Here is a 23,049-nt window from a genome sequence, read left to right as displayed (position 1 = left end):
GGCATACTGCATCATATAATGGGAAGTAACAAGATCTAGAACTCCTGCTTGCCCTTAAACAGAATTTGAACACTGTCGACGTCATCCGGTCTTCGCAGCGGAAAAGCCACATCTACATGCAGAATACGACGTGTTTCGGCGCGGGATGAGGCAAACCTGAGACCGAATCCGACATTGCTTAGCACTCCTGTGGCATCTCCGCCGGATTCCCCCGGAAACCAGGCTCGACCGACGTCCAGGAACACGGCAGCGCCCGACCTGAACAGCCGCCACCAGTGTTTTTGCGAGTAGTAGCGTTTTTCCAGTGTCAGCAGGAAACGGCGATCGCCGTGCTGGTAGCGCAACGGATAGCCGCGCAGGTTCTCCTCGCCCCCCAACAACAGTTGTTCGCGACCGGCCGGATTGCGGATGTACCCCAGGCTAAGTTCGGCAAAGGTTCCCGAATTTGGGTCACTTTCGTGGTAGTAACGCAGTCGTGTATCCAGTTGAATATCGTCGCTTGCGTCCTGCTCTGTGTCCCACCCGCCATTCAACTCCAACTCATACAACAACAGATCGGTGCCAGAAATCTGCCAGGCGTTCTCGTAGTTGAGGTCGTAGAGCAACCTATCGCGATCACTGCCCCAGGCCTCATCCGCCCATCCCAACTTCAATCGCCATTGCGGACCAAGATTGATGTCTTCAGTGCGATAGATCTGATTGAGGTTATTGGTTTTGGCAAAGCGCTCTTTGATGACTTCGTGGCTGAACCACAGTTGATTGACTGTGCGATTTTCGGGGAAAGGATCGGGGACCACCTCGCCGGGCTCTGGCTCGTACTGGCTTTCATACCACTCAAAGCCCAAGCCGTAGCGAATCGTTTTGCCACGCTCAAGCCCCGGTGAATAACCACCGCTGATCTGATATTGATTTTCCGTGGTTCGAAACTCTGAGACGCTGTCGCCCCGTTCGTAGAGTTTATCCACACGCTCATCTTGCAACACGTTCAACCCGAATCGCCAGCGGGTATCCAACGCGTAAAACGGGCGCTGCAGGCTGTACTTCTCCAGACGCCCGTCGTCGTTGTCAGCGTAAAGCAAATCCAGCGTCCAGCGGCTACCCAACACATTGGGATCCCGATACTCGATTTGCCACCCCTTGCGGTCCACACCATCGCGTCTCGCCACCCCCACGCGCTTGCCCCATCCCATCAGGTTGGAGTCGCTTAATGAAAGGCCACTGGTGTTTACGCCGCCCGCCCTCCCCAGGGAGATTCCGGGCGTTAATGTCCAGACATCTCTTGTCAGAACCCATAAATCAACCGCGTTGCCGCAAATCCGATGGGGAAATACCTGGGCGTCATACAGGTAGGTGTTTTTCCTCAGCAACCGTTCCGACTCTTCAATCAAACGCGGCTGATAGGGATCGCCAGGTTGTATCAATAGCTGCTGCGATAAGGTTTGCTCCTTGGTTTCGACATGCAGCCGATTGAAGCCCAGGAACAGCCAGTTATTTTCTTTAGGGTCGTGAGGATTAAAGATGGGCAGACGCTTGAACTGCAGGTTGCCAACTTCGGCATTTGCAGGAAGGCTCTGCGGAACAAGTTCACGCTGCTGGCGGGAAAAATCAAAAGACAGCTGCTCCTCTGCCACCAGCGTCTGGCAACTTTGCGCAAGCTCTGCATTGATTTCTGCTTCCTGTGCTAAGGTACTGATGGTTGCAGAGAGCAACAGCGTCGCTATGAACTTTCGGATCACGAGTTTCACAGGCTATCGGCCCAGCGGCCATCGTTCGAGCTGTACCTTCAGGACGCCCGCTGTACGCCCCCAGCCCCAGTAGCTGATAAAGTAAAAGATGATCATCAGCAATGCGAAGTTCCACTCAAAAATATCATCGAGTTCATCGTAGTGGTCGTAGAAAATTTCACAAAACAGATTTGCCAGCCCCAATAGCAGCATCAAAAGACAGACGACCAGCTGGCTCTGATAGACGCCGGCGAGTTCAGTAATATTCAGCCGCGCCAAACGTCGCGTTGCCAGCAATTGCGCGACGTAGGTCAATCCAAAATAGAGTATGACACCAATCCTTCGTTGCGTGCGGTAGATATCACCGATCGAACCCAGCACACAGGTGTAGAGAATCAGCCCCAAGGACGCCACCACTCCCAACACTATCAGAGTTCGCCGCTGGGCCTCTGAGTCGTCTCCCAGCAGCTTGAGCCATTGACTATAACAAAACCAATAGGCCCCCATCACCACGGCAGCGGGAATCATCAAGCCTTTGAATACGAAATAGGCAGCACCATGACGTCCGCCCCCGCTGATGGAGGTGCACCCCTGCAGATAAGGCACGCACCAGTCTACATGCCCCTGCCAGGCAGACAGCAGGTAACACAGGTGAACGGCAACAAAAGGTAACGCAGAAGCCAACAGCGCCAGATGTTTAAGCGGCATGATCCAATATCCAGTTGATATAACTGGTTATAGCTTAGATCCGCAGGCTGCGCTGCTTCTTGTAGTAGTCCAGACGAATACCGTGGCTACCGTCCTGCAGGCGGCGCTCAATTTTGAACGAAGGGTCCAGGCGCCCCCGGTCAATATCGGCGAGGTTCAGTACCTGTTCCTTGATACGCTTTTTGACGGCATTGCGTGCCACCAGAACCCTGGGTAAATGGGCCTGTTCGCGATTGGTGTCCAGTACGATGGCCACACATCCGTTATTGAGCTCCACCAGATTGCCCGGTGGATACAGGCCTATCATTTCTCCAAATCGCTCCACCAGATCGGCATCAAATTGGGTTCCGGAGTTATCCTGCAGCTCTTTAAGCGCCTCCACTGAGGTTTTGGCGGCTTTGCCACCGTGATGGGTGGTCATGGCGTCGTAGGCATCAACAATGCTGATGATACGGGTGAATTGTGATATACCCGTGGCCTTTAGGCCCCTCGGGTAGCCCGTGCCGTCCAGGCGCTCGTGGTGGCTGTAGGCCACATCCACAACACCATGATAAAAACCCGGCGCCCCCATCAAAAGATTGCGGCCATTGAGCGCATGGGCCTTGACCAGCTTGTACTCCGCCGGGGTCAGGACACCTTGCTTGTGTAGAATTCTCGGAGGCACCTTCATCATGCCAACGTCGTGCAGCAGCCCACAGAGTCCGATCTTGTGGAGGTCCTCATCACTCATGCCCAGGTGACGCCCGAAAGACACCGCCAGAATGCAGCTCTTAAGGCTGTGTTCGGCCATATATTCGCTTTCACTGCGCAGGCGGGACATCCACATCAGGGCATCGGGATTACGCAGAATACTGGCAATACAGTCGCTGACGACGCCCTTGGCCTGCTCTGAGTTAAGCGCACGCCCCAGGCGGGCTTCATCCATCAGCGAGCGGGTGATTCGACGGGCTTCGCGATAGACGCCGAGAGCCTGTCGGTTTTGGTCCTGAGTTGAAACCTTTTTGATAAACCGCTGTTTGCGTGTGCCCGCCGCAAGCTCCCCTTGCTCGGCAGGAGGAACGTAGTGCTCTTTCAGGGCTTCGATCCAGACGTATTCGCAATATTGTGCAACAGTATCGACGTCTTCTTGGGTCTCTACGGTAAAACCCTGCATCAGAAAGGGGGTATCGAGCCAATCCCGGTCCAGCTGGCAAATTTGCATGCCAATGGCCAGCTTGGAGACATGAATCTTGCGTGTGCGACCATCTGACGGGGTATGGTCCCGCTGCGTGGCTAAGCTTAGAGGTATCTGATCGCGATATTTCATGGCTCTTATCTTAACGGTCCTGCGTACGGAAACTATTAACCAGGTCTCAAAATGGAGATTTACGCGCCAAACCTCTTCCTTGGCCACTAACCATGCTTGTGAGATATATCTCACAAGAGGTAGAGACTTACGCCACTGTTCTCCGGCTGCATATTGCCTATCATGGTGTGGTTAACAGGGACATTCAGGTAATGAAGGACAAGCTCTCGGAGTGGCAAATGCCAAACGACCCCATTATGGAATCCTTGCAGGCGGACGTGGATTTTCTGACCGCTCGCATTCAGGCACTGCAAAACCACCCCAGTGCCTATGAGTCGCTGCGTGCCGCCAAACAGGAGCTGCAGGTTAAAAAGCAGGCAATTGCCAATCGTTCACGCTTCTTGGAACATAGCTGATACCACACCCGAAACGCTCATCAGATTCCTGCCGTTTCCTGAACAACCGTATCTCCGCACTGCGTCTGTCGCTTAAGCCACTCACATAAAGCCATTCCACATAAGACCATAGCAATTCCGATGCTTCTAGCGGAAAATGCACCGGCAGAAACGCTAGGAGCCCTGTCAAACTGTGCAAAAATTGATCTTCGCCCATCAGCTGCGTGGGCTCGCCGCCCTGCTGGTCGTCGCCTCTCACCTGATCGGAGTCTATTGGGGCATGCGAGATGTTGTTGCGCAGGTCACTTTTTCACCCCCTCTCGAGGCCCATATCCCGCCCATTGTCGCCGTGGCCTTTCAGCCCTATTACTTGTTGGGGCCTCTGGGGGTTTCGCTGTTCTTTTTGATCAGCGGTTTTGTTATCTCGTTTTCGATCAGTAAGAGTCGCCGACTTCCGTTTCTGCTCGCCCGGCTGTTCCGTATCTACCCCACTTATGTAATCTGCAGTTTGGCGAGTCTGAGCATTGTTGCCCTGTCGGCGCTGTATTGGGGCCAGGACTTCCAGATGGACTGGAATAAGTTGATCTCCAATTTGCTGCTGATTCACAACTATGCCGGCTATGGCAGCATTGATCTGGTCAACTGGAGCCTCGCCATCGAGATCAAATTTTATCTTTTAATGGCCTTGATCGCTCCGCTGATCGTTCGTCAGAGAGTCTACCCACTGTTTGTCATCAGTCTCGTTACTCTCGCGTTGCACTGGTTCCACACACCGCTTATCCACTTTTTCAGTCATGAACCCACCAATTCCTGGCTGCGAGCGTTTACAACAGAAATGCTGTATATCTCCTACATGCTCATTGGAGTGCTTTTCTACTATCACTACAGTGCCCGCCTGTCTCACCTCGCGTTTGCTCTGTACCTGCTGGCACTTTCAGGCATCAACAGCATCACCTGGGCCTATGGGATGTTGGAACATCAATTTCCCGCTGTGACCATTAACTATGGCTATGCCATTGCCATTTTTTTACTGGCGTACACGCTTCGAGGTTATTTCCGCCCTCAGCTCCTGCTCGATCAACTCGGCAACATCAGTTATCCGCTCTATATTGTGCATTCGCTGGTTGGTTACAGCCTGATGCGAATACTCATGGACTTGCAGCTGTCTTACGAGCAGTCTCTGGTGATCGCCTTGACTACGGCCATGGTGCTGGCCTACACCATGCATCGGTTGATTGAATTGCCCAGTAATCGCTTGGGCAAGCAGCTGGCGGCTGGATTTGCACCGCCGACGACCGTTTTGGGAAAAAGCTAAAGGGTTCAGGAGGGCTCGCCGGCCGCCACCAACTGCTCCAAAAATTCCTGCTGAGGCTGCTGTAAATCGATAAACCGCAGGGCCAGATACCGCCCCGCCATACGAGCAATGCGAAAAGCCGCTTCCAGATGCTCATCACCGAAGTCCATCCAGCAGGAACCCTGATCTCCCAACTGCAATATCGCCGGTATGTCATCGGACAGCTGCACCAACACCCCGCCGGCGGCAATATTGGATGCCCGGCATGGGATAAACTCCTCTTTGATCTGCAAGGCCACCTCACAGTCAATGCTCAGGCGCGCATGCCGTCTTCTCTCATCCGTCTGCATGTTTACTTCCAGTTTTATCAGCGGCAGGCATTGAGAAACCTCTCCAGTGCAGCCGCCCCCTCTTCAATGCGCAAGAACCGCGCCCCCAACACAAAATGTCCTTTATACCGACGCCCGACGAAAATGCTACTGCAAATCCCCCGGACTTCTTCGCAGTGAGCATCGGCGTCCGGCAGAATAAAGTAGACCTTAAACGTCACAGGTGAGTGCAGACCGGGTTGGTAACGCCGATCAAACACGGACTCGATCAGCTCCTGCCCTCCTTCCAGATTCAATCCTGCGGGGCTCAGGTTGGCTATTGTCGCAGCGAACCGTGCTCCCGTTTCGGTTTGCACTTCAGCGCGACAATGGCTCTTCCAGCGGAAATGGTGCCGTCGCTCCACCTTGCCTGCCTCTCTCACGACCTGCGTGTGACTTGTCTCTATCATCAGTTTAGACGAAGCGCTCCAATCAGGTCCCCAAAGCTAAACCCGGACAATAAGGGTTTATGCTTCGAGTCATAGGCTTTGAAGTAGGTCACCGCGTAGTCGCGGGGGTCGATATAGCAATAAATATAGGCTTCTTCAAATACGTCCAGATCACCAACGTCAGCTTTGAGGGCTACCAGATAGAAACGGCGATCTGCTTCGAAGCGGGTAGAGTGCCAATCGGTAGAGGTGCGCAGCAAGGTATCGCCGATTTTGCTTCGGGCCGTCTGTTTGCAGGAAGAGGTCGCCTGGTAGCTATCAAGAGGCGCCCTATCAGCTTTTGATGTCTGTGCCGACAGCACAGGCTGTTCCGGCGGCGCTATGCGCTGCAGCCACGCCAGCGTCAACAGACTGTTTACGACCGCAATCAGTAATACTGCCAGGGTGATCATCAACCCTTTTCTGTGATACAGCAACCAATCTGACATAGCGTATGCTCACTGACTTAGGCCAAGAAATGACCTGGTCTGCAATATTTCAGTTGAGCGAATAAAAGGTATTGCGCACAACTCCCTTCGGTAACCGTTCGACCCCTCTTGAGCATCCAAGGGTAGGGCACTGGCTTTGCGTCCCCGTGTTGCCACGGGTTTGCCCGTTCGAGGAGCGGATGGGACGGGACCATCGACTCCACTGGTGGCCACTTGCCTGATTCAGGCCACCAGCGATTCGAACTGCGGTGCACCGGATGAATCCGGTAAATAAACCGCATGTGTTGTGAGGGATTATTGAATGACCCACCTGGAATGTCAACCAGGTCACAGAGTCGCACCCTCACCCACATAGCCTGATGGCTTTATGTTAAAGCGGGCTCGGAATCGCCTCTTTGATACGGATCATGTCCGGGGCAGGAAATAAAAAGCCCCGATCTATGTCGGGGCCCAAGCGAGGAGAGTCATGAAACAATCTGCTTACTGAGACTCACCCCGTTGCGAAAGGTTCCAAAAAATTATCAAAAATATTTGGATACCGGCCTTTAGGCCACTTATGACCTAAGTTCGACCTGAGGCCTCCGGCCTGCTTACTCTATTGACAGCCCTGAGGGCTCGTGCCATAGATAAACCAAGACCTTGCAGGATCTGCGACATGCATTCAACTCCAGCCGAATTGTCACTGCCTTCGGATCAATTCGAACATCCGGTTATCAGCGAAAAATCAGTCTATGAGCAACGGCTGAAGGGCCTGCAAAAACAGATGATGCTGGTTCAGCAGGCGTACTACCATCAAGGTCAGAGAGCCATTCTCTGCTTTGAAGGCTGGGATGCTGCGGGCAAAGGCGGAGCCATTCGCCGCCTGACGGAAAGGCTGGACCCGCGCAGCATTCACGTTTACCCCATCGGCGCTCCATCCGCAAAGGAACAGGGCACCCATTACCTGTATCGATTTATGACCCGCTTGCCCGCTGCAGGTCATATCGCGGTGTTCGACAGATCCTGGTATGGCCGTGTACTGGTGGAGCGCGTTGAGCGGTTTGCGGAAGAACAAGCCTGGCGACGTGCTTACGACGAAATCAATCAATTTGAGCAAACCCTGACCAATGATGGGGTTCGGATTGTAAAGCTGTTCCTGCATATCTCCCCTCTGGAACAGATTCGTCGGTTTCGGCAGCGCCTTGAGACACCACTAAAACACTGGAAGCTAACCGAGGAGGATATCCGCAATCAATCGCGTTGGCAGGACTATGAACAAGCCATCAACGCTATGTTCTCGCGCACATCCACCGAAGCGAATCCATGGAAGATTATTCTCGCCAACCGCAAGTGGTATTGCCGCGTCGCCGTTCTCGAGTACATTGTCGGCCAGTTGAGCCGGGGGATCGATCTGACTATTCCAGAGATGGAGCCTGGCCTGCGGGAGAGCGCACAGCGCCAACTCGATGAATTGGAAGAGCGCATCACTTTTAAACCGTAGCTGTTTTAAACCATTGCTGTTTTAAACCATAGCTGTTTTAAACCATCGCCACGCCGGCAAACGGCAGTGATGCAAAAGCGCCGGATAACAAGACCTCCAGTTCTTTCCTGTCGGGCAGGCCCCGGCTCAGGTCCAGATGATAGGTCAGATGCCAGATCGTCTCGCCAGTGGCATTGTCTTTGATCTTTATGGCCAGACCGGCGTCCATTTCTTCTTCATCGCCCGCCTCCAGTCCATCAATATTGATGTCCTGCCGGTGGCGCAGCCCATAGGCATATTTAAGCAATAGATCCGGTGATTCCCCTGCATCAATGCTGTCCCGATCCATGACTTGGTAACCCCTGTCCTGGCAGGCGTGAGTGACGGCCTGTTGCAACAGTTCGGTGACTTCCGGCCGCCGATCGCGGTTGCCCAGCTTGCGACTGACCACGATAGTGTTGAAGTGCTCAAACTCAGCATCGGGCTTTAACCAGTACTCGGGGCCTTGCTTGCGATGCGGCTCTGCCTGTACACCACTCTTAAGCTTGATGCGCAGGTTTTGTCTGGAATCCGCCATCTTGAGCGCTTCCTTGCGCGAGACTTTGCCCTGGTCAATCAGGTTAAAGAGGCAGTCGTCGAACGTGTGGCAGCCACCGGCTTCCACGCCAGACATTGCTTCGCGAATTTTCGCGGTTTCGGATTCCTCCAGATATTTGCGAATCAACGAGGTATTTAGCATCACCTCTGATGCCGCGACACGACCGCCAGCGGTTGCCGGCACCAATCTCAGGCCTATGATTGCCAACAGATTGTCAGACAACTCCAGGCGCTTTTGATGTTGATATTCCGAGGGAAATAAATTGAGGAATCGATCAATGGCCGCTGTGGTATTACTGGCGTGGAGCGTGGACAGACACAGGTGACCACTTTGGGCATAGTGCAGCAATTGACTCGCGGTCTCATGTTCACGAATCTCACCCAGCATAATCGCATCGGGGGCTTCGCGCATGGCCTGTTTGAGCGCCTGCTGAAAGGAATGCGTATCAATACCCACCTCCCTCTGGCTGACGATGCTGCGATGATGCTGGTGTTCGAACTCGATAGGGTCTTCGACCGTCAGCAAGTGGCCGAAATGATTTTGAATTCGGTAATCGAGCATGGATGCCAATGTAGTGGATTTGCCACTACCGGCCATACCCACCACAAGTATCAGGCCCTGCTTTTCCATAACCAGATCGTGCAGCACTTCCGGTAAATTGAGTTCCTCAAGAGTGGGAATCTTGCTGTTAACGTAGCGGACAACCAGAGCCGGGTTGGATTTTTGTTGATAAATATTGATCCGAAAGCGCCCCACACCGTCGAGGTTAAGGCCAATGTCCAGTTCCAGATCCCGCTCATATTGCTCGCGCTGAGCTTCATTGGTGACGCTGCGAACCACCGCCTCCAGATTCGCTCGGGTAAGGGGCTTACCCATCAGCCGATGTTTGCCACTGACATTGAGAATGAGGGGCGCCCCCACCGTGATATACAGATCCGTGGCGCTTTCTCTCGCCATCAGCGCCAAAACGTTGTCGAGTTGTCGGTTTTCTATCATGCCAGTGAGTATCCCAGTGAAGGTCCCTGCAAGTATTGACCAAGAACAAGGATTTGGCATGAAAGTGCGAGGATATCAGTCACATAAAGCGCTAATTCAGAGATAAGAATCACACAGATTCCACCAAATCGGCGGCTTTGGCAGTGGTTTTCACCAAATATACCGGTCTGTGCGTCGTGGAGGTAATAAAAAGCCCCGATCAAAGTCGAGGCCTAAGCGAGGAGAGTCATGAAACAATCTGATTACTGAGACCCGACCCGCTGGCATTAGTTCCACAGATTTCCGATTTTTTTCAAAATAATTGGATTTTGCGATCAAATCACTCCTGAGCTTGCGATGGTACAGCTCCACCTGCGGTCATCATCCACTGCAGATTTCCGCCACTGCGCTTGTCAGCGATATAGAGGAGTTGTTGAATTTGCTTAAGCGATGCCTTCTCACCATTCTGACTTGTTTGGCACAACGCGGACGACTGGCTCAGAATCGGCGCAAGATAACGACTGGCAGAGGCATCGGCCAACCCAACTGCAAAGAAATGGGTATAGGGCCATTCCCGACGCTGGGCAACCGTCGGCTGTTGATTATTGTTCTGAGGGACCGCCAGCGTTTGCTGAGCCGTGACTCGATTACTCAGTACACCGGTCTCCTGACACTGATCGGGCAAAATCTGTACAAATTGTCCCATTTGATTACCGGCGAACAGGTAGAGGTCCAGATCCCGAGCCGCAGTCACTCTGAGCGATAGGCAGCCATCGTCGTCTATCGGGTTAGCGCCATCCACGGCCTGCTCACCATAAGCCCAGGGGCCGGCGCTATTGCAAAGCTGCTTGCGGGCGGGTTTGACCAATTGCAGGCTTTTCAGCAGTGGCGGCTGGCGGATAAAGCCGAGATTCTTGAGCCGCACCTGCATCATGTCCTCGTCGACCAAAAACAAGGCCCCCAGGTCGTGATCGATGCCTTCACCGATTTCCTCTCTCAGCAGCATTGCAGGTTCCAAGGCGGTTGGGTCCACTCGTAAAATCCCATCGGCCATGAGCTTGGCATGGTAGTAATGCAGATAACTGAGGGTAAAACTTTTGTGCTGCTCGAAACTCTCAAGTGGTAACCACACCAGACGTGCCCGCTTGCCTTGCTCGCGCAGCTTTAGAATGCTGCTCAACAAGCGCGGATTCTTGATATCCGGTGCACGGGCGGCGGGGTTTTGTAGTAAATAAAGACTCTCAATGAGGTCTTCAAAACGCGGATCGGCCATGACCTTACTCGCCTGACTCAGGCGCTTGCGGGCTGAACGCCAATCCTGCTCCGCAATGGCTTCTGTGGTCTGAATCCACAATGTCTGCAGCCACTGCGCCTGCAGGTTTTGTGATTCCGGCAGGCTGCCCCAGTCTATCTCCACATGGCCCTGCAGTCGTTGTTGCAGACCGATAAAATCATCCTTGGGGAATGACACGCCTGATAATTTGAGCGGGGCCTGGGTTTGAATATGGCGTTGGTTGCCGGCAAATTCACTCTTGGATATGTCAGCATTGGCGCTGTGATTATCCAATGCCAATTGGTTATCGACAAAGCGACTGTCCTTCACACTGAGCTTGCCCCGATGCAGAGCCACCGCCACCGACGCCTGCTGAAAATGACATTTCGACACCTTGGCGTCGGCGCCCTGTTGCAACTGCAGCTGTACTCCGGTCAAGGTACAATTGCCCAGCTCCACACGGGCCTGTTGCAGCCGGATCAGCCCTTCACTGGGCTTTTTCTCTCCCTCGACCGAATTGGCGTCTGCTCGAAAATGAATATGGTCATATAGGCTCAGACTCGGGGAAGGCAGGGTATGATTGATCTGCCAACGATTGCCTTTGACAATGATGGGCTCACTGGGGCGTCCTTTGGCAGTAATACTGCCAAGTACCGTCAATGATGACTCCGGCATGAATTCGATCACGCTGCCCGGTTCGAATTCGACCTTGACGTCCTTGAGGATATTGACCGCCCCGGAAATCTGATACGGACTCCCCGCGGCCTTGTAAAACACATTCTGGCCAATGTCTTTGTCGATACTGGTGGGGCCGTACCTGAGCGTTTCCACCTGTACCGTGCTGGAGCGTCCACGGTTGCCTGCGGGATCGATGGGTGTTACCCGATAACGATAGGCGTTGCCCGGTTCCAGGGTATCGTCTTCGAACTCTGTCAGTTCGATAATGGCCAGGCGATTAAACTTACCGGACTTTTTCAGTGCCCGCTCGATCATGTATTTTTCTTGGGCGGATTCATCCCCCTGACTTTGCCAGGTCAGCTGCACCAGGTTGGCCTGGGGTAGCGCGTTGAGGCTCGTTACCGGTTTGGGAGGACGAGTATCAATGACCACTCTGCCGGGCACCAGCCAGGTGATAGGTTTCTCACGCCCACGCTGTACCTGCAGGCTGATTTGCGCCTCGTCGACATTCAACCCTTTGGGCACCACAAAACGGCCGGTGTAGCGCCGCAACGGCGACTTGTGAGCTTTCGCCGCTGCGCTGAGCTCGCCACTCTTTTTGGTGCTCTGCTCAGACAGCGGCCACAGGCGATCACTATTGGATAACTGAAACTCAATGTTGAGATTCGGCTCCGCCTCTACCAGTACCCGTATTTCATCACCGCTGGTAAATGGTCCCTCCGAAGCATTGCTCAGTGCCGATACGATTTCCGGCGGTTTGGCCTTGGCAAACAGCGCCTGGGGCTGGGGTACTTTTTTGGCAAAGCGGCGGGCCAGTACGTCTGTTAACTGAAGGCGCACTGCATCCGTCAGAATTCGGGATGAGGAAATAGCGGTCGCAAGAAAACTCAGCGGATCTGCGCTGATGCCCCCCTCTCGCTCGGTTTCGCTGTCCTCATGCTCCCAGATAATGCGGTCATGCTGTAACGAGTAAAACTTGATCCGAATCGCGACCTTATACTGGGCGTAGGCCGCTACGTAAATCTTGCTGATTTCCACCATTTCGACGTAAATCAGACCGTCCACACGCAAGCGCTCAGCCAATTGTTTGGCTGGCATGGTCTCCAGAGTGAGGGACTCGTCGAGAAAGATGGTCTCCAGCAACTGCTGGGTGGAGGCTGGCTTCAGCAACTCAAAATTACTGGCTCCCAGAGCATTGTTCACCGCCAGATGGAGATCGTTGCGTTCACCCTCCGTGCCATCGCCCAATGCCGGTAATACCGCCACATATCGCGGTAAGGACTCGGGGCTGATATCAGCGCCCTGGACCGGTTGCACCAAACCCGACACCAAAAGGACACTGACAAGCAATGATGACAACCAACGAAAGTCACGAACGGCCTTCTCCATGATGCGGGTTTCCCTAGCGCGATTGATAGCGATGTTCATTGTTGCCCAGGAATTGGTTCCATCCGGCTCGACCTGACCCCAAGCGTCGGTTGACCCCCATAACGGTCAGGCGCCCGTTTTGGCTCACGGCGACGATATCCACGTTGAGATCACCATTGACGTCTCCCAGCACCGGGCTGGCCACGAAACTGTCTGCACCCTCAATATCCAGACTGTCAGTCAGGGCTTCTCCACGACGACCATCGATAAAGTGCAGGCTCCCCTCCGCATCCGCTACCAGGATGTCCGCCACTTTGTCGTAGTTAAAATCGAACAGCGCCGGACTGGCCTGCACCGCGGCATCCACCGACACCTGCCACAGTGTTTCTCCGGTCACACCATTGATAGCAGTCACTTCACCATCGTGGGCCACAGCCAACAGGTCGTCAGTTCGGTCTCCGTTCAGATCCGCCCCCAGGAGCGAGGCATAGAGCGCCTTCGGATGTGCACGCTGCCACACCAGCGCACCAGTGGCACCACTCAGGACCAGGATCTGATCTTCATGGGTGGCAACGGCCACTAACGGGGTCTGGGCGGTTTGCAATAGCGCCGGCGCGGCAAACAGGATCGGCGCCAGCTGCTGTTCCCAGAGTTTGACCGGCGCTCCCGCGTCAATGCCAACCGCCAAAACCTGCCCGCTGTCACTCACAGTGACAAAATCGATGCCGCCATCACCGTTGATATCCGAGGCGAGAGGTTGCGCTGTGAGACGCCCCCGTGTCAGGTCAGCGGTATGCCACAACAGCCAGCCTTCCCGGTCTCCATCCAGCGCCACAAGCCCTTTGCCCTCGCTGGTCAGCAGGATATCCGCCTGGCGGTCGCCGTTAACATCGACCACCATGGGCCTCTGTATCAGCGCTCCCAGCTCCAGCCCTTGCGCGGATTGCCAAAGGGTTTGCCCGCGAGCACCCAGTGCATCAATTTGTCCGCTGTAACGGGATATGATCATCGCCGGACCTTCCGCCAGTCTCATCTGGGCCGGAGGCGCCAGAACCTTGCCACCGCCGCGGATGGCAAACAGGGTTTCGCCAGTGCGACCGTTGATCACACTGCTGTACCCTTGAGAGTCACTGAGCAAAATGTCTGCAAACTGGTCATTATTGATATCGGCCAGCTGTGGTGTATTGACAATCCGCTCGCGCGGCAGAGACAGGGACGGCCAGGGTGGAGTGAATTCCAACTCGGGGCTGTTCACCTCACCGCTCATCTCCGCTGTCACCTGATCGGTATAGTCGCGGATGTCGTCAATGGTATTGCTGCGCGGCAGCAGTGGTGCCAACCATGACGGGGGATAAATCCACAGTGCCAGGGCAATGGCCAATGCCAACCCCGCCACCAGGTAGCGATTGGGGCCCTTCTGCGTCGCCTCAGCTGTTGCCGCGGCTGCCTGGGCTGCTACCGGCGCCTGCTGCTCCTTGGGTGGCGACTGATAAAGTCGATATTCCAGGCAAATATCCGCAACGGACAGCACCTGACCCACCTTGAGATTGGTTTTGTTCACCCGCTCACCGTCAACGAAGGTGCCATTGGAGGAGTCGAGATCACGCACCAGCCAGCGGCCACCCACATAGCTTAACTCGGCATGGCGGCCGGAAACCGAAGGGTAATCCAGCACCAGATCGTTGTCTTCATCACGACCGATAGTGACCACCAACGATGTGAGAGGAAACTCCTGTTTATCCACCGGGCCACCCTGCCCGACCAGCAACCCCGGTGTAATGGTAATGGCCTGGGTGGCACCACCAGGATCGGTTTTAATGTCGGCATCTGCCAGCGCAGTGGTCAGCGTGGTAGCTTCAGCCTCATCCCCATCCTCTGGCCCATGTACCCAAAAGCGTATTTCGTCAAACCGGATACAGTCCCCCGGCCGCGCAAACTCCTCGACGATTTTGGTGTCATTGAGGTAGGTGCCATTGCGCGACCCCAAGTCACGTACGCAGAGCTTGCCTTTTTCCAGCTGCAGTTCCGCGTGCTGACGCGAGATGCCGTGCAAAGGCACCACCAGATCGACATCGCTGGAGCGCCCAAGCGTCAGGGGTTTACTGCCTGCAATTTGAAATTCGGTTTGCTCTATATCCGCTTCGCTGGCCAGCTGCAACGACCAACCCGCGGTCTGTGAAGATGATTGCGCCATAAGACACACTGTCCCTGAATGGTAAAGACCCCGGCACAGACCTCCCGCCGGTCGTATATTGTATGCGGCAGCACTGATTATTGTTCGCTCTAACCTCGTCACGCCACCACAAGGCTTCAGATGACAAATATAGAACACCTGAGGTGATGCTTTCAAACCGTAACAGTGAAGTAAAAGGCCCAGATACAAAAGACCCCGGGAATATACCGGGGCCAGGCAGGAGAGAGCTATGAGGAAACCCTGAAGAAGACAACCACGCAACCGCTGCGTGGAGGCCACTACTTCGATGGAGTTATTTTTAAAGTTAGTCGGCTTCTCTGTATTTGCCAGTCGATTTTGAAAAAAGTTGACGGACTTCACGAAATTGTCACATGTTTCCTCCCTGCGGCTTTGCAAACCATCGCTATCCTTCAAGGCTCAGCGCTTTGCCCGACATCAATTAGGAGCTAGAATGATTATTGGACTTTGAGCTAAACCGAGGATGCCAAAGCGGTTTGTTGCCGCGGGCTCCATCTCAGTTGACTCTGACAGGAAGCAGACCACATGCAATTCATCCGCCGGAATCTGTGCAGCGCGGGACTGACCGCCCTCATCACGCTGATGGCAACCGGATCAAGTACGGCTGAAGACACCGAAACCCAAGTGGATGATCGAGCCCTGAGGCTGGCCCAGGCCGTCTACGATCGCCCCATCGGACGTGATTCCGCTTCAAGAGTGACCATGCTGCTGGGCAAGAAAGGCAAAAAAACGAAAAAACGCATCCTCTACGCCTATACCCTCGACAAGGGCAACTCCGAGCGGCGGGCGCTGATGCGTTTTATCACACCCAAAGATGTGAAAGGAACCGGCTTACTGTCCATGGACTATCCAGGCGATGAATCGGACCAATGGCTGTATCTCCCCTCACTGGATCGCGTGCGCCGCATTTCCTCAAAACGAAAAGGCGGTCGCTTTGTCGGGTCTGACTTCTTCTACGAAGATCTCGCTGATCGCGAAGTCGATATGGATAAGCATCGGATACTCGGGCAGGACAAGGTGGGAGGCGTCAACTGCACACTGTTGGAAAGCATCCCGGTAAAACGCTCAAATTCAGTGTATACGAGACGAATTGGCTGCATCCACCCCAAATTGCTGATTCCCCTGCGGGTGGACTTTTATCAGAAAAAGGACAAGCCAGTTAAACGCCTTCAAGCCCGTAAGATCAAGAAGGTACAGGGCTACTGGACAGTGTTCGAGAGCATCATGACAAACCTCAAGACGGGACACCGTACGCAGCTGATCACCAACGACATTGTCTATGATCAGGACATTCCTGACAGCCTGTTCAGCCAAAGAGGGTTGGCAGATGACAGTCGCGAAGCGGTATTCCGTCCGAAATCCAAAGCCGCGCTCAAGCAAGCCACCACGGCCTCGGCGGGGACCCACTAGCTCCCGCGTATCAACCATAACAACATCACAGGAAGAATCCATGGCCGGAGTTTCCCCCTTACTAATACCTGTCACTCTGCTTGCGGCATTAGCGTTGCCCAACCATGCCCAGGAACTGATTATCGAGGATGACTCCGAAGAGGAGCTGGTGATCGAAGACGATGCCGAACAGGGCCTGGTGATCGAAGATGATGGTGACGAGGCTCTCGTCATCGGCGATGATGAGGAGAGCGATCTTGAGGATACCGTCAGCAATTACGACGAATATGAAGACTCCGAAGAGGAAGAGACGGGCCTGCGGCTGAATCTGGAACAGCTTCGGGCTGAATACGGGCATTTTCTGGACAGCGATACCGCGCGCTACCAGCTCTACGGGCAAGCTCGATTCAGCCTGGAATGGCAGAACGAGACTTGGGAACTGAAGATTGGCGGCCGCCTGGATTCATTTCACGAACAACCGGAAGAAGGCCAGCTTGACGGCTGGCATGATACTGAGTTGGATTATGACGAAACCTATATCCGTTATAAGAGTGGCGACGGCATCCTGACCCTGGGGGCACAGAAAATTATCTGGGGACGTATTGATGAGTTTCCTCCAACGGACAAATTGAGCACTCAGGATCTCAGGCGCGGTGCGCTCGATGAGCTCGATGAACGCAGGCTGGCCTCTCTGGCGGTACGCTATGAGCACTTCTTTGACGTCGGCAAGTTGGATCTGGTCTATTATCCGCGATTCCGGGAAGCTCAGCTTGCGGGAACAGACAGCGTCTGGCACTCGGTAAACCGCAGGCAAGGGACGATTTTTGGTCTCGACACTCCGGCGATGGTGGAGCAGGTGGTCCGACAAGCCGATATTCGAGAGAAGGCTCCGGACACCGAAGGCGGTATTGGCATTCGATTTAATCGCCTTGGCGATCAGGTGGACTATGCGTTAACCCTGCAGCGTGGCATCAACACCCTTCCTTATTTTGCCTACAACCCTTCCACCAATACCCTGGAAGGCCGGTACCCCCGTACAACCGTTGTCGCCGCGGACATGGGTTTTGAGGCCTTGGGGGGCACTTTGAAACTGGAGGCCGCGTGGAACAGTGACACGCCTGTAACCCGTAACGATGGCCGCTTTGATACCGTGGCCAGTGTGGCCTGGGGGGTCGCCCTGGAACTGTTTCCCGGCGACGGGGACGCACGCCTGAATCTGCAGTTGGTCGGCAATCGTCTCCAGGATGCCGACGATGTCCTGGATCGGGATAACAGCTCGGCCTTTAACGGTTCTTTTGAAGCCCCGTTTGGTGAGGACAACTGGCGAGTAAAGTTTCGCTTCAATATAGGGCTGGACAAAAAAGATCTCTATCTCAACCCGGAACTGGCGTACATCGGCTGGAGTGACCAGGAAGTGTATTTGGCCGGTCATGGATTTGATGGCGACAAAGCCACAGCTGGTGGGTTTTATGAAGATAACTCGCTGTTGAATCTCGGGTGGCGAGCTAATTTCTAGCTGACAACTTGATCACGACGGAGCGACGCTTATCAACACCGAACGGGAATATCTACAGCACCTGAACCGCCAGCGGCAGGCCATGGCCGTATTGGATGACGGCATTCTGGTACTGGCCAACGAAACATTTGCCCAATGCCTGGGTTACAGTGATTTCGAGGACCTCGAAGCCACGAACCTGTTGGACCACACGGTAGACCTTGATAAGGACGAACTGAGAATATACCTGAAGCAAGCGGCCCGAACCGACCGTTCCGAGAAACAGCTGCCCGCATTACCGGTGGTGTTTCGAAAGGCCAACGGCAATATCCTGCACGCCGAGCTTTTCGCCTACCATAGCCGCTTCGACGGACAGGATGTGATCGAAATCTATATCCTTACCGCCGCTGATAGAAAACTGGTACGGCGAATCATCAATTTGCCCTGGAAACTTTATCTTTGTTTTGCCCTGCTCATCGCCATCTCTGTGCTGCCCAACGCACTGCTGCCCAAGCTGAACATCAATAACTCACCCACGACTTTTCTTCCTCCGGATGCTCCCTCGCGCCTGTTCAATGACGAAGTCAGAGAAGTCTTCCCGGACGACGAAGTCATCCTGTTGCTCTTCGAAGGGGTTGCGTTGTTTTCGGATGGCTTTCTGCTGGCGTATGACGATTTGACTCAATCGCTCGAAGAGATCGATGGCGTGGAAGATGTCATCAGCCTCACTCGTCAGGACCACATTACCGGTACCGAAGACGGCTTTGAAGTCAGCCCGCTGGTTGATATTGAGCTTCTGGATGAATCCCACCCCAGAGACCGAAGAGCGTCTGTTACTGCTGACCGTTTTGCACGTAACTCTCTGGTTCCCCCCGACGGAACCAGTATCGCGCTGGTGATTATCCCCGAAAGCCTGGACAACAGCATACTCTACCTGCAACTGGAAGAAGAGATTCTCACTCAGGTACGCGAACACCGACTCGATGGCTATTTGTCGGCAATGACGGGCGAAATCTCTACGGATGTCGCCCAGGTAAGGATGATTCTCAGCGATAACATGGTCTTTATTCCAGCCACGGTGGTTATCGGACTGATCCTCACCTGGCTGCTATTTCGGCGCTTGCTCGCGGTTATCGTGACCGGCGTCGTGACCGGCGCCGTGGTCAACTTCACCATTGCCTTCTATGTGGTTTTTGAACAGCCTTTTAACAGTATATCCGGCGCCTTGCCGCCACTCTTGTCGGCTTTGACCATTGCAGTGCTGGTACACTTCTACAACGCTTTGTACTACGCCTCCAAACGAGGCCTCACCGGCAGGAAACGTGTCGACTCCGCCCTGGCGGAAATACGCAAGCCCGCACTGTATAGCACCCTTACCACCTCGGTGGGACTGGCATCGCTGGGACTTAGCCCTATCCCGCCCATCAGCATGTTTGGCTTGGCTTCAGCGGCAGGTGTCTTTCTGATCTACCTGATCGTGATACATATTCTTCCTCCGATTTTTGTGCAGTTCGATCAGCAGCCCTGGCCAAACCGACGTTTCGGCCTGCAGTATATGGATAAGCTGGTCAGTGCCATGTTGTCGCTGAGTTTACGCCGCCCTGTGGTGGTTATTGTCTTGGTGGTGATTTCATTGGGTGCCTGTTTACCCATGGCGGCACGTATTCATGTCGAAACCAATTTGTTGGACTTTTTCCCGAAAGACCATGAACTCCGACGTTCTACGGAGCACGTTGAAGATACGCTGGTGGGCACACTGCCACTGGAAGTGGTTTTAACCAGCGAAAGTGGAGAGTCGCTGTTGGATCCGGATACGCTGCTGGACGTACGTCAGTTGCAGCAGTGGGTTGAGCAGCTGGACTCCGTTGACAAGACCCTGTCAGTGGCGGACTTCATTGAGGAAATGCATTGGGGATTCCATGCCGAAGATCCGGCGTATCGCGCGATTCCCGAAGACGCCGAACTCATCAGCCAATATCTCTTCGTGTACGACGGCGAAGATATCTTTGATTTTATCGACGGCGACTACCAGATAGCCCGTATTGCCATCAATGCGAACGTTCATGGAACCAGTGAAATCAGCGATTTGATGGATAGCATTCGTGATCGTTTAAGGCAAATGCCAGGATTCGAACAGCGCGATATCAGCTGGGAGATTTCCGGCGCGGGTCGACTGCTGGCCGATCAGGAGGATCTGTTGATCGAGAGCCAGGTCGTGAGCTTAGGCGGTGCACTTGGACTTATTTTCCTGTTGATGCTGGTTTCCTGGCGGTCACTGCGCGACACACTCATCTGCATGATCCCGAATCTGTCCCCGATCATCCTGATTTTTATTGTCATGGGCTTCCAGGGTATTGCACTGGATCTCGCAACAGCCATGATTGCCAGCGTCGCAGTCGGTATCGCCATTGACGATACCATTCATGTTTACCATGGCTTTATTCACCGGGTCCGTCAGGGTATATCACCTGTGCTGGCGCTGGTACGAACCTATCAGCAGGCAGGTCGGGCGGTGATGACCACTACACTGATTCTTTGCAGTCAGTTTTTGCTGTTGCTTGGCAGCTCCTTTGTGCCCATGGGTCATTTCGGAATGCTGGCCAGCGTCGGCCTGGTGGCGGCATTAGTGTTCGATTTGCTGTTGCTGCCGGCCATATTGATTCTGGTCTTCAAGCGCAAAGAGGAAGCCACTGTCATGGAAGCTGTGGCCTGAACGCGGCCACCGTTCAGTAGTAAACCCTTATTTGGTAGTAAAGGTAAATACACCGTCCCAATCCCGGGGCGGTGGTCGCTCGATGAACTGCTGGCAGCGTTCCAGATAAAGGCGATACAGCTTGCTGTCCCCGTCTTTTTCGAGCAGGTGCTCGAAGCCCTGCTGCGCCTGCTGCCACCGCTGTTGCCGATAATCGGACAGCGCTTGATGATAGCAGGACAGACAATCGCGCTGCTCATCGCTGAGCTCATTCTCCAGCCCCAGAGGCTCATAGATCGCCACGGGTTCACGCTTGCCTTTGACACGAACCAGATCCAATTCCCGATAGGCGATATCCTCCACCGCTTGGCGGGTACTGTCACTGACGATAAGGTAGGCACCATAGTTTTTGGTCAAGCCCTCAAGGCGGGAGCCCAAATTCACGGCGTCGCCCATAACGGTATAGGACTTTCGAAACTCCGAGCCCATGTTGCCCACCGTCATATTACCGGTATTCAGACCAATACCTATCGTAATCTGCGGCCAACCCCGTGCTGCAAACTCTTTGCGCAGCTCCTCTACACTGGTCAACATATCCAATGCCGCCAACAGTGCCAGTCGGGGATGTTCTTTTTCCGGAACCGGCGCGCCCCAAAATGCCATAACGGCGTCGCCAATGTACTTATCGATGGTTCCCCGGTGCCGGTGAATAATGTGTGTCATGGGCGTCAGGTACTCATTCATCAACTGCGTGAGTTCTTTCGGGTCAAGTCCTTCGGAAATACTGGTAAAATCCCTCACATCGGAGAACAGCACTGTCAACTCGCGATTTTCCCCCTCAAGGCTGAACGCCGCGGGATTCACCGCCATCTCCGCGACCAGCTCCGGCGGCACATACTGCCCAAATACCCGAGTGATCAAACGCTTGCCCCGTGACTCAACAAAAAAGCCGTAGGACATATTTAATACAAACAGGATGGTGGCCAGTATCAGCAGTGAGGCCAGCGGCAATACCAGGTTGCGCTGCCAGGCATACAGATTGATCAGGATGATGACAACCAGCATACCCACAAACAACATCAGCGCCTGCAACGGATTGCAGCGGGGAAGCACGATCATCAACACCAGCCCCACCAATACCAGCGCGATAAATTCTAGCCCTTCGCTGTATGGAGGCTGTTGCTTGACATTGCCATCGAGCATGCCCGCAATCAGGTTCGCGTGAACTTCCACACCGGGATAGATGTCCTGCACCGGTGTATTGCGCAAATCCATCAACCCCGGTGCGGTGGCACCAACCAGCACGATAGCGTCTTGCAGCAGCCCTTCGGGCACCCGATCATTCAACAGATCTGTGGCGGAAAGATAGGGGAAGCTGCCTTGTTTTCCCCGGTAAGGCACCAAGGCACCGACTTCTGCATCCACCGGTATGGTGCGCCCTGCGAATTCCACCGCCTCCAAGGCTAGAGGATCACTGGGATCGCCATCGTAAATCAGTCTTATGCCAGGCTCCCGAAATGCCAGGCGCGCCATCGCCAGAGACAGGCCCTCATAGAGTTGCCCCTGGTACATCTGCACCAGAGAGAAGCGCCTGAACACACCGTCTTTGTCCACTAACGGTGAAGCATTGTAATAACCGGCGCCCATGGCGTGCTCTTGCAGATTTGCCAGGTTACCGGTGTAGCCCGTCGCATCCGCAGCACCCAATTTAAAACCCTCAATCTCTTCCCTGGTGAGGATCGGTTGGGGTAACGCACCCACGCCAGGCGCCGTTCGCTCCGGATCGTGATCAAAATAGTAACCGAGTACCACGCGCTTATCTCGCAGACTCATGGCAAAGCGGCGGTTATAGTCCAGCAGGGGTTGCAGCATTTGCACCTGGCGGCGAAACTGGGGAACGTGATAAAGCTGGTTGTTGGCGAGCGCCTGCAATTGCTGCAAACCAGAACTGCGATCGGCTTCCGCAAACACCATGTCAAATCCAAGTACATCGATCTCGTGTTTGTCGAACAGCAGCTCGATCATCTTGGCGATACGATCGCGGGGCCAGGGCCAGTGCCCCTCATCGCGCAGGCTTTTTTCATCGATATCCAGGATGACCACGCGCTTGTCCACACCGCCTGGCATGGTCATATTGAGGCGAAGATCGTAAGTGTAGGCTTCGAGTTTTTGCAGCAGGTCGACGTAGTAATACCCCAGTCCCCAGCCAACAAACACACCGACAAGCAGTACGTTCAGGAAAACACGCAAGAGGTAACT

General features: G+C 54.2%; 16 protein-coding genes and 1 riboswitch. Of the genes, 6 read left to right on the top strand and 10 right to left on the bottom strand.

Annotated elements, in window-relative coordinates:
• Nucleotides 1-35: 35 nt before the first annotated feature.
• From HBA55_RS25275 to HBA55_RS25265, 3 genes are read right to left on the bottom strand one after another with little or no spacing between them, the layout of a single operon-like run.
• Nucleotides 36-1,745, bottom strand: a complete 1,710-nt coding sequence (locus HBA55_RS25275; RefSeq protein ID WP_166997150.1) for a BamA/TamA family outer membrane protein — start codon at nt 1,743-1,745, stop codon at nt 36-38.
• Between the two features lie 3 nt (nt 1,746-1,748).
• Nucleotides 1,749-2,432, bottom strand: coding sequence for a hypothetical protein (locus tag HBA55_RS25270; protein ID WP_166997148.1), 684 nt, complete (start codon nt 2,430-2,432; stop codon nt 1,749-1,751).
• Nucleotides 2,433-2,466: 34 nt separating this feature from the next.
• Nucleotides 2,467-3,738 (bottom strand): cyclic di-GMP phosphodiesterase, encoded by a 1,272-nt coding sequence (locus tag HBA55_RS25265; RefSeq protein WP_166997147.1) that lies wholly within the window; start codon nt 3,736-3,738, stop codon nt 2,467-2,469.
• A gap of 92 nt (nt 3,739-3,830) precedes the next feature.
• Between HBA55_RS25265 and HBA55_RS25260 the strand changes: the two genes are divergently transcribed.
• Together HBA55_RS25260 and HBA55_RS25255 are read left to right on the top strand one after the other, a co-directional pair.
• Nucleotides 3,831-4,133 carry a hypothetical protein gene (locus HBA55_RS25260; protein WP_166997145.1) on the top strand — a complete coding sequence of 101 codons (303 nt, stop codon included), beginning with the start codon at nt 3,831-3,833 and terminating at the stop codon, nt 4,131-4,133.
• 172 nt (nt 4,134-4,305) lie between these two features.
• Nucleotides 4,306-5,427 carry an acyltransferase family protein gene (locus HBA55_RS25255; RefSeq protein ID WP_166997143.1) on the top strand — a complete coding sequence of 374 codons (1,122 nt, stop codon included), beginning with the start codon at nt 4,306-4,308 and terminating at the stop codon, nt 5,425-5,427.
• Nucleotides 5,428-5,432: 5 nt separating this feature from the next.
• Here HBA55_RS25255 and HBA55_RS25250 read toward each other — a convergent pair whose 3' ends face one another.
• From HBA55_RS25250 to HBA55_RS25240, 3 genes are read right to left on the bottom strand one after another with little or no spacing between them, the layout of a single operon-like run.
• Nucleotides 5,433-5,756, bottom strand: a complete 324-nt coding sequence (locus tag HBA55_RS25250) for a PilZ domain-containing protein (protein WP_166997141.1) — start codon at nt 5,754-5,756, stop codon at nt 5,433-5,435.
• 17 nt (nt 5,757-5,773) lie between these two features.
• On the bottom strand, nt 5,774-6,184 hold the full coding sequence (locus HBA55_RS25245; protein WP_166997139.1) for a PilZ domain-containing protein: 411 nt from the start codon (nt 6,182-6,184) through the stop codon (nt 5,774-5,776).
• Entirely contained in the window at nt 6,184-6,651 is a 468-nt protein-coding gene (locus tag HBA55_RS25240; protein ID WP_166997137.1) for a hypothetical protein, read from the bottom strand. Before HBA55_RS25240 ends, HBA55_RS25245 begins: the two co-directional genes overlap by 1 nt.
• A gap of 86 nt (nt 6,652-6,737) precedes the next feature.
• Nucleotides 6,738-6,826: riboswitch (cyclic di-GMP riboswitch) on the bottom strand.
• 480 nt (nt 6,827-7,306) lie between these two features.
• Between HBA55_RS25240 and HBA55_RS25235 the strand changes: the two genes are divergently transcribed.
• Entirely contained in the window at nt 7,307-8,131 is an 825-nt protein-coding gene (locus HBA55_RS25235) for a polyphosphate kinase 2 family protein (RefSeq protein ID WP_166997135.1), read from the top strand.
• A 37-nt stretch (nt 8,132-8,168) separates the two neighbouring features.
• Here the strand turns inward: HBA55_RS25235 and HBA55_RS25230 are convergent, their stop codons facing one another.
• The 3 genes from HBA55_RS25230 to HBA55_RS25220 all read right to left on the bottom strand — a co-directional run bounded on the left by HBA55_RS25230 (nt 8,169) and on the right by HBA55_RS25220 (nt 15,196).
• A complete protein-coding gene (locus HBA55_RS25230) occupies nt 8,169-9,704 on the bottom strand; it encodes a PilT/PilU family type 4a pilus ATPase (protein WP_166997133.1) in 1,536 nt (511 codons plus the stop codon).
• 319 nt (nt 9,705-10,023) lie between these two features.
• Nucleotides 10,024-13,062, bottom strand: a complete 3,039-nt coding sequence (locus HBA55_RS25225) for a fibronectin type III domain-containing protein (protein ID WP_166997131.1) — start codon at nt 13,060-13,062, stop codon at nt 10,024-10,026.
• Entirely contained in the window at nt 13,037-15,196 is a 2,160-nt protein-coding gene (locus HBA55_RS25220; protein WP_166997129.1) for an FHA domain-containing protein, read from the bottom strand. Before HBA55_RS25220 ends, HBA55_RS25225 begins: the two co-directional genes overlap by 26 nt.
• A gap of 543 nt (nt 15,197-15,739) precedes the next feature.
• Between HBA55_RS25220 and HBA55_RS25215 the strand changes: the two genes are divergently transcribed.
• The 3 genes from HBA55_RS25215 to HBA55_RS25205 all read left to right on the top strand — a co-directional run bounded on the left by HBA55_RS25215 (nt 15,740) and on the right by HBA55_RS25205 (nt 20,811).
• Complete coding sequence (locus HBA55_RS25215; protein ID WP_166997127.1) at nt 15,740-16,624, top strand: outer membrane lipoprotein-sorting protein; 885 nt, start codon at nt 15,740-15,742, stop codon at nt 16,622-16,624.
• A 40-nt stretch (nt 16,625-16,664) separates the two neighbouring features.
• Nucleotides 16,665-18,119, top strand: a complete 1,455-nt coding sequence (locus HBA55_RS25210; RefSeq protein WP_166997124.1) for a hypothetical protein — start codon at nt 16,665-16,667, stop codon at nt 18,117-18,119.
• An 82-nt stretch (nt 18,120-18,201) separates the two neighbouring features.
• Nucleotides 18,202-20,811, top strand: coding sequence for an MMPL family transporter (locus tag HBA55_RS25205; protein WP_166997122.1), 2,610 nt, complete (start codon nt 18,202-18,204; stop codon nt 20,809-20,811).
• 27 nt (nt 20,812-20,838) lie between these two features.
• Here the strand turns inward: HBA55_RS25205 and HBA55_RS25200 are convergent, their stop codons facing one another.
• Nucleotides 20,839-23,040 carry a CHASE2 domain-containing protein gene (locus HBA55_RS25200; protein ID WP_206019960.1) on the bottom strand — a complete coding sequence of 734 codons (2,202 nt, stop codon included), beginning with the start codon at nt 23,038-23,040 and terminating at the stop codon, nt 20,839-20,841.
• Nucleotides 23,041-23,049 lie beyond the last annotated feature (9 nt).

It is taken from the genome of Pseudomaricurvus alkylphenolicus (genome assembly GCF_011683955.1).
In the GTDB taxonomy this organism is placed as follows: domain Bacteria; phylum Pseudomonadota; class Gammaproteobacteria; order Pseudomonadales; family Cellvibrionaceae; genus Pseudomaricurvus; species Pseudomaricurvus alkylphenolicus.
This window is presented reverse-complemented; position numbering and strand designations above follow the sequence as displayed.

Excerpts from the sequence above, each read along its gene's own strand:
- HBA55_RS25270 (WP_166997148.1), bottom strand. The coding sequence starts at position 2,432 with ATGCCGCTTAAACATCTGGCGCTGTTGGCTTCTGCGTTACCTTTTGTT.
- HBA55_RS25240 (WP_166997137.1), bottom strand. The coding sequence starts at position 6,651 with ATGTCAGATTGGTTGCTGTATCACAGAAAAGGGTTGATGATCACCCTG.
- HBA55_RS25265 (WP_166997147.1), bottom strand. The coding sequence starts at position 3,738 with ATGAAATATCGCGATCAGATACCTCTAAGCTTAGCCACGCAGCGGGAC.
- HBA55_RS25205 (WP_166997122.1), top strand. The coding sequence starts at position 18,202 with ATGGCCGTATTGGATGACGGCATTCTGGTACTGGCCAACGAAACATTT.
- HBA55_RS25230 (WP_166997133.1), bottom strand. The coding sequence starts at position 9,704 with ATGATAGAAAACCGACAACTCGACAACGTTTTGGCGCTGATGGCGAGA.
- HBA55_RS25260 (WP_166997145.1), top strand. The coding sequence starts at position 3,831 with ATGCTTGTGAGATATATCTCACAAGAGGTAGAGACTTACGCCACTGTT.
- HBA55_RS25220 (WP_166997129.1), bottom strand. The coding sequence starts at position 15,196 with ATGGCGCAATCATCTTCACAGACCGCGGGTTGGTCGTTGCAGCTGGCC.
- HBA55_RS25250 (WP_166997141.1), bottom strand. The coding sequence starts at position 5,756 with ATGCAGACGGATGAGAGAAGACGGCATGCGCGCCTGAGCATTGACTGT.
- HBA55_RS25215 (WP_166997127.1), top strand. The coding sequence starts at position 15,740 with ATGCAATTCATCCGCCGGAATCTGTGCAGCGCGGGACTGACCGCCCTC.
- HBA55_RS25210 (WP_166997124.1), top strand. The coding sequence starts at position 16,665 with ATGGCCGGAGTTTCCCCCTTACTAATACCTGTCACTCTGCTTGCGGCA.
- HBA55_RS25245 (WP_166997139.1), bottom strand. The coding sequence starts at position 6,184 with ATGATAGAGACAAGTCACACGCAGGTCGTGAGAGAGGCAGGCAAGGTG.
- HBA55_RS25235 (WP_166997135.1), top strand. The coding sequence starts at position 7,307 with ATGCATTCAACTCCAGCCGAATTGTCACTGCCTTCGGATCAATTCGAA.
- HBA55_RS25225 (WP_166997131.1), bottom strand. The coding sequence starts at position 13,062 with ATGAACATCGCTATCAATCGCGCTAGGGAAACCCGCATCATGGAGAAG.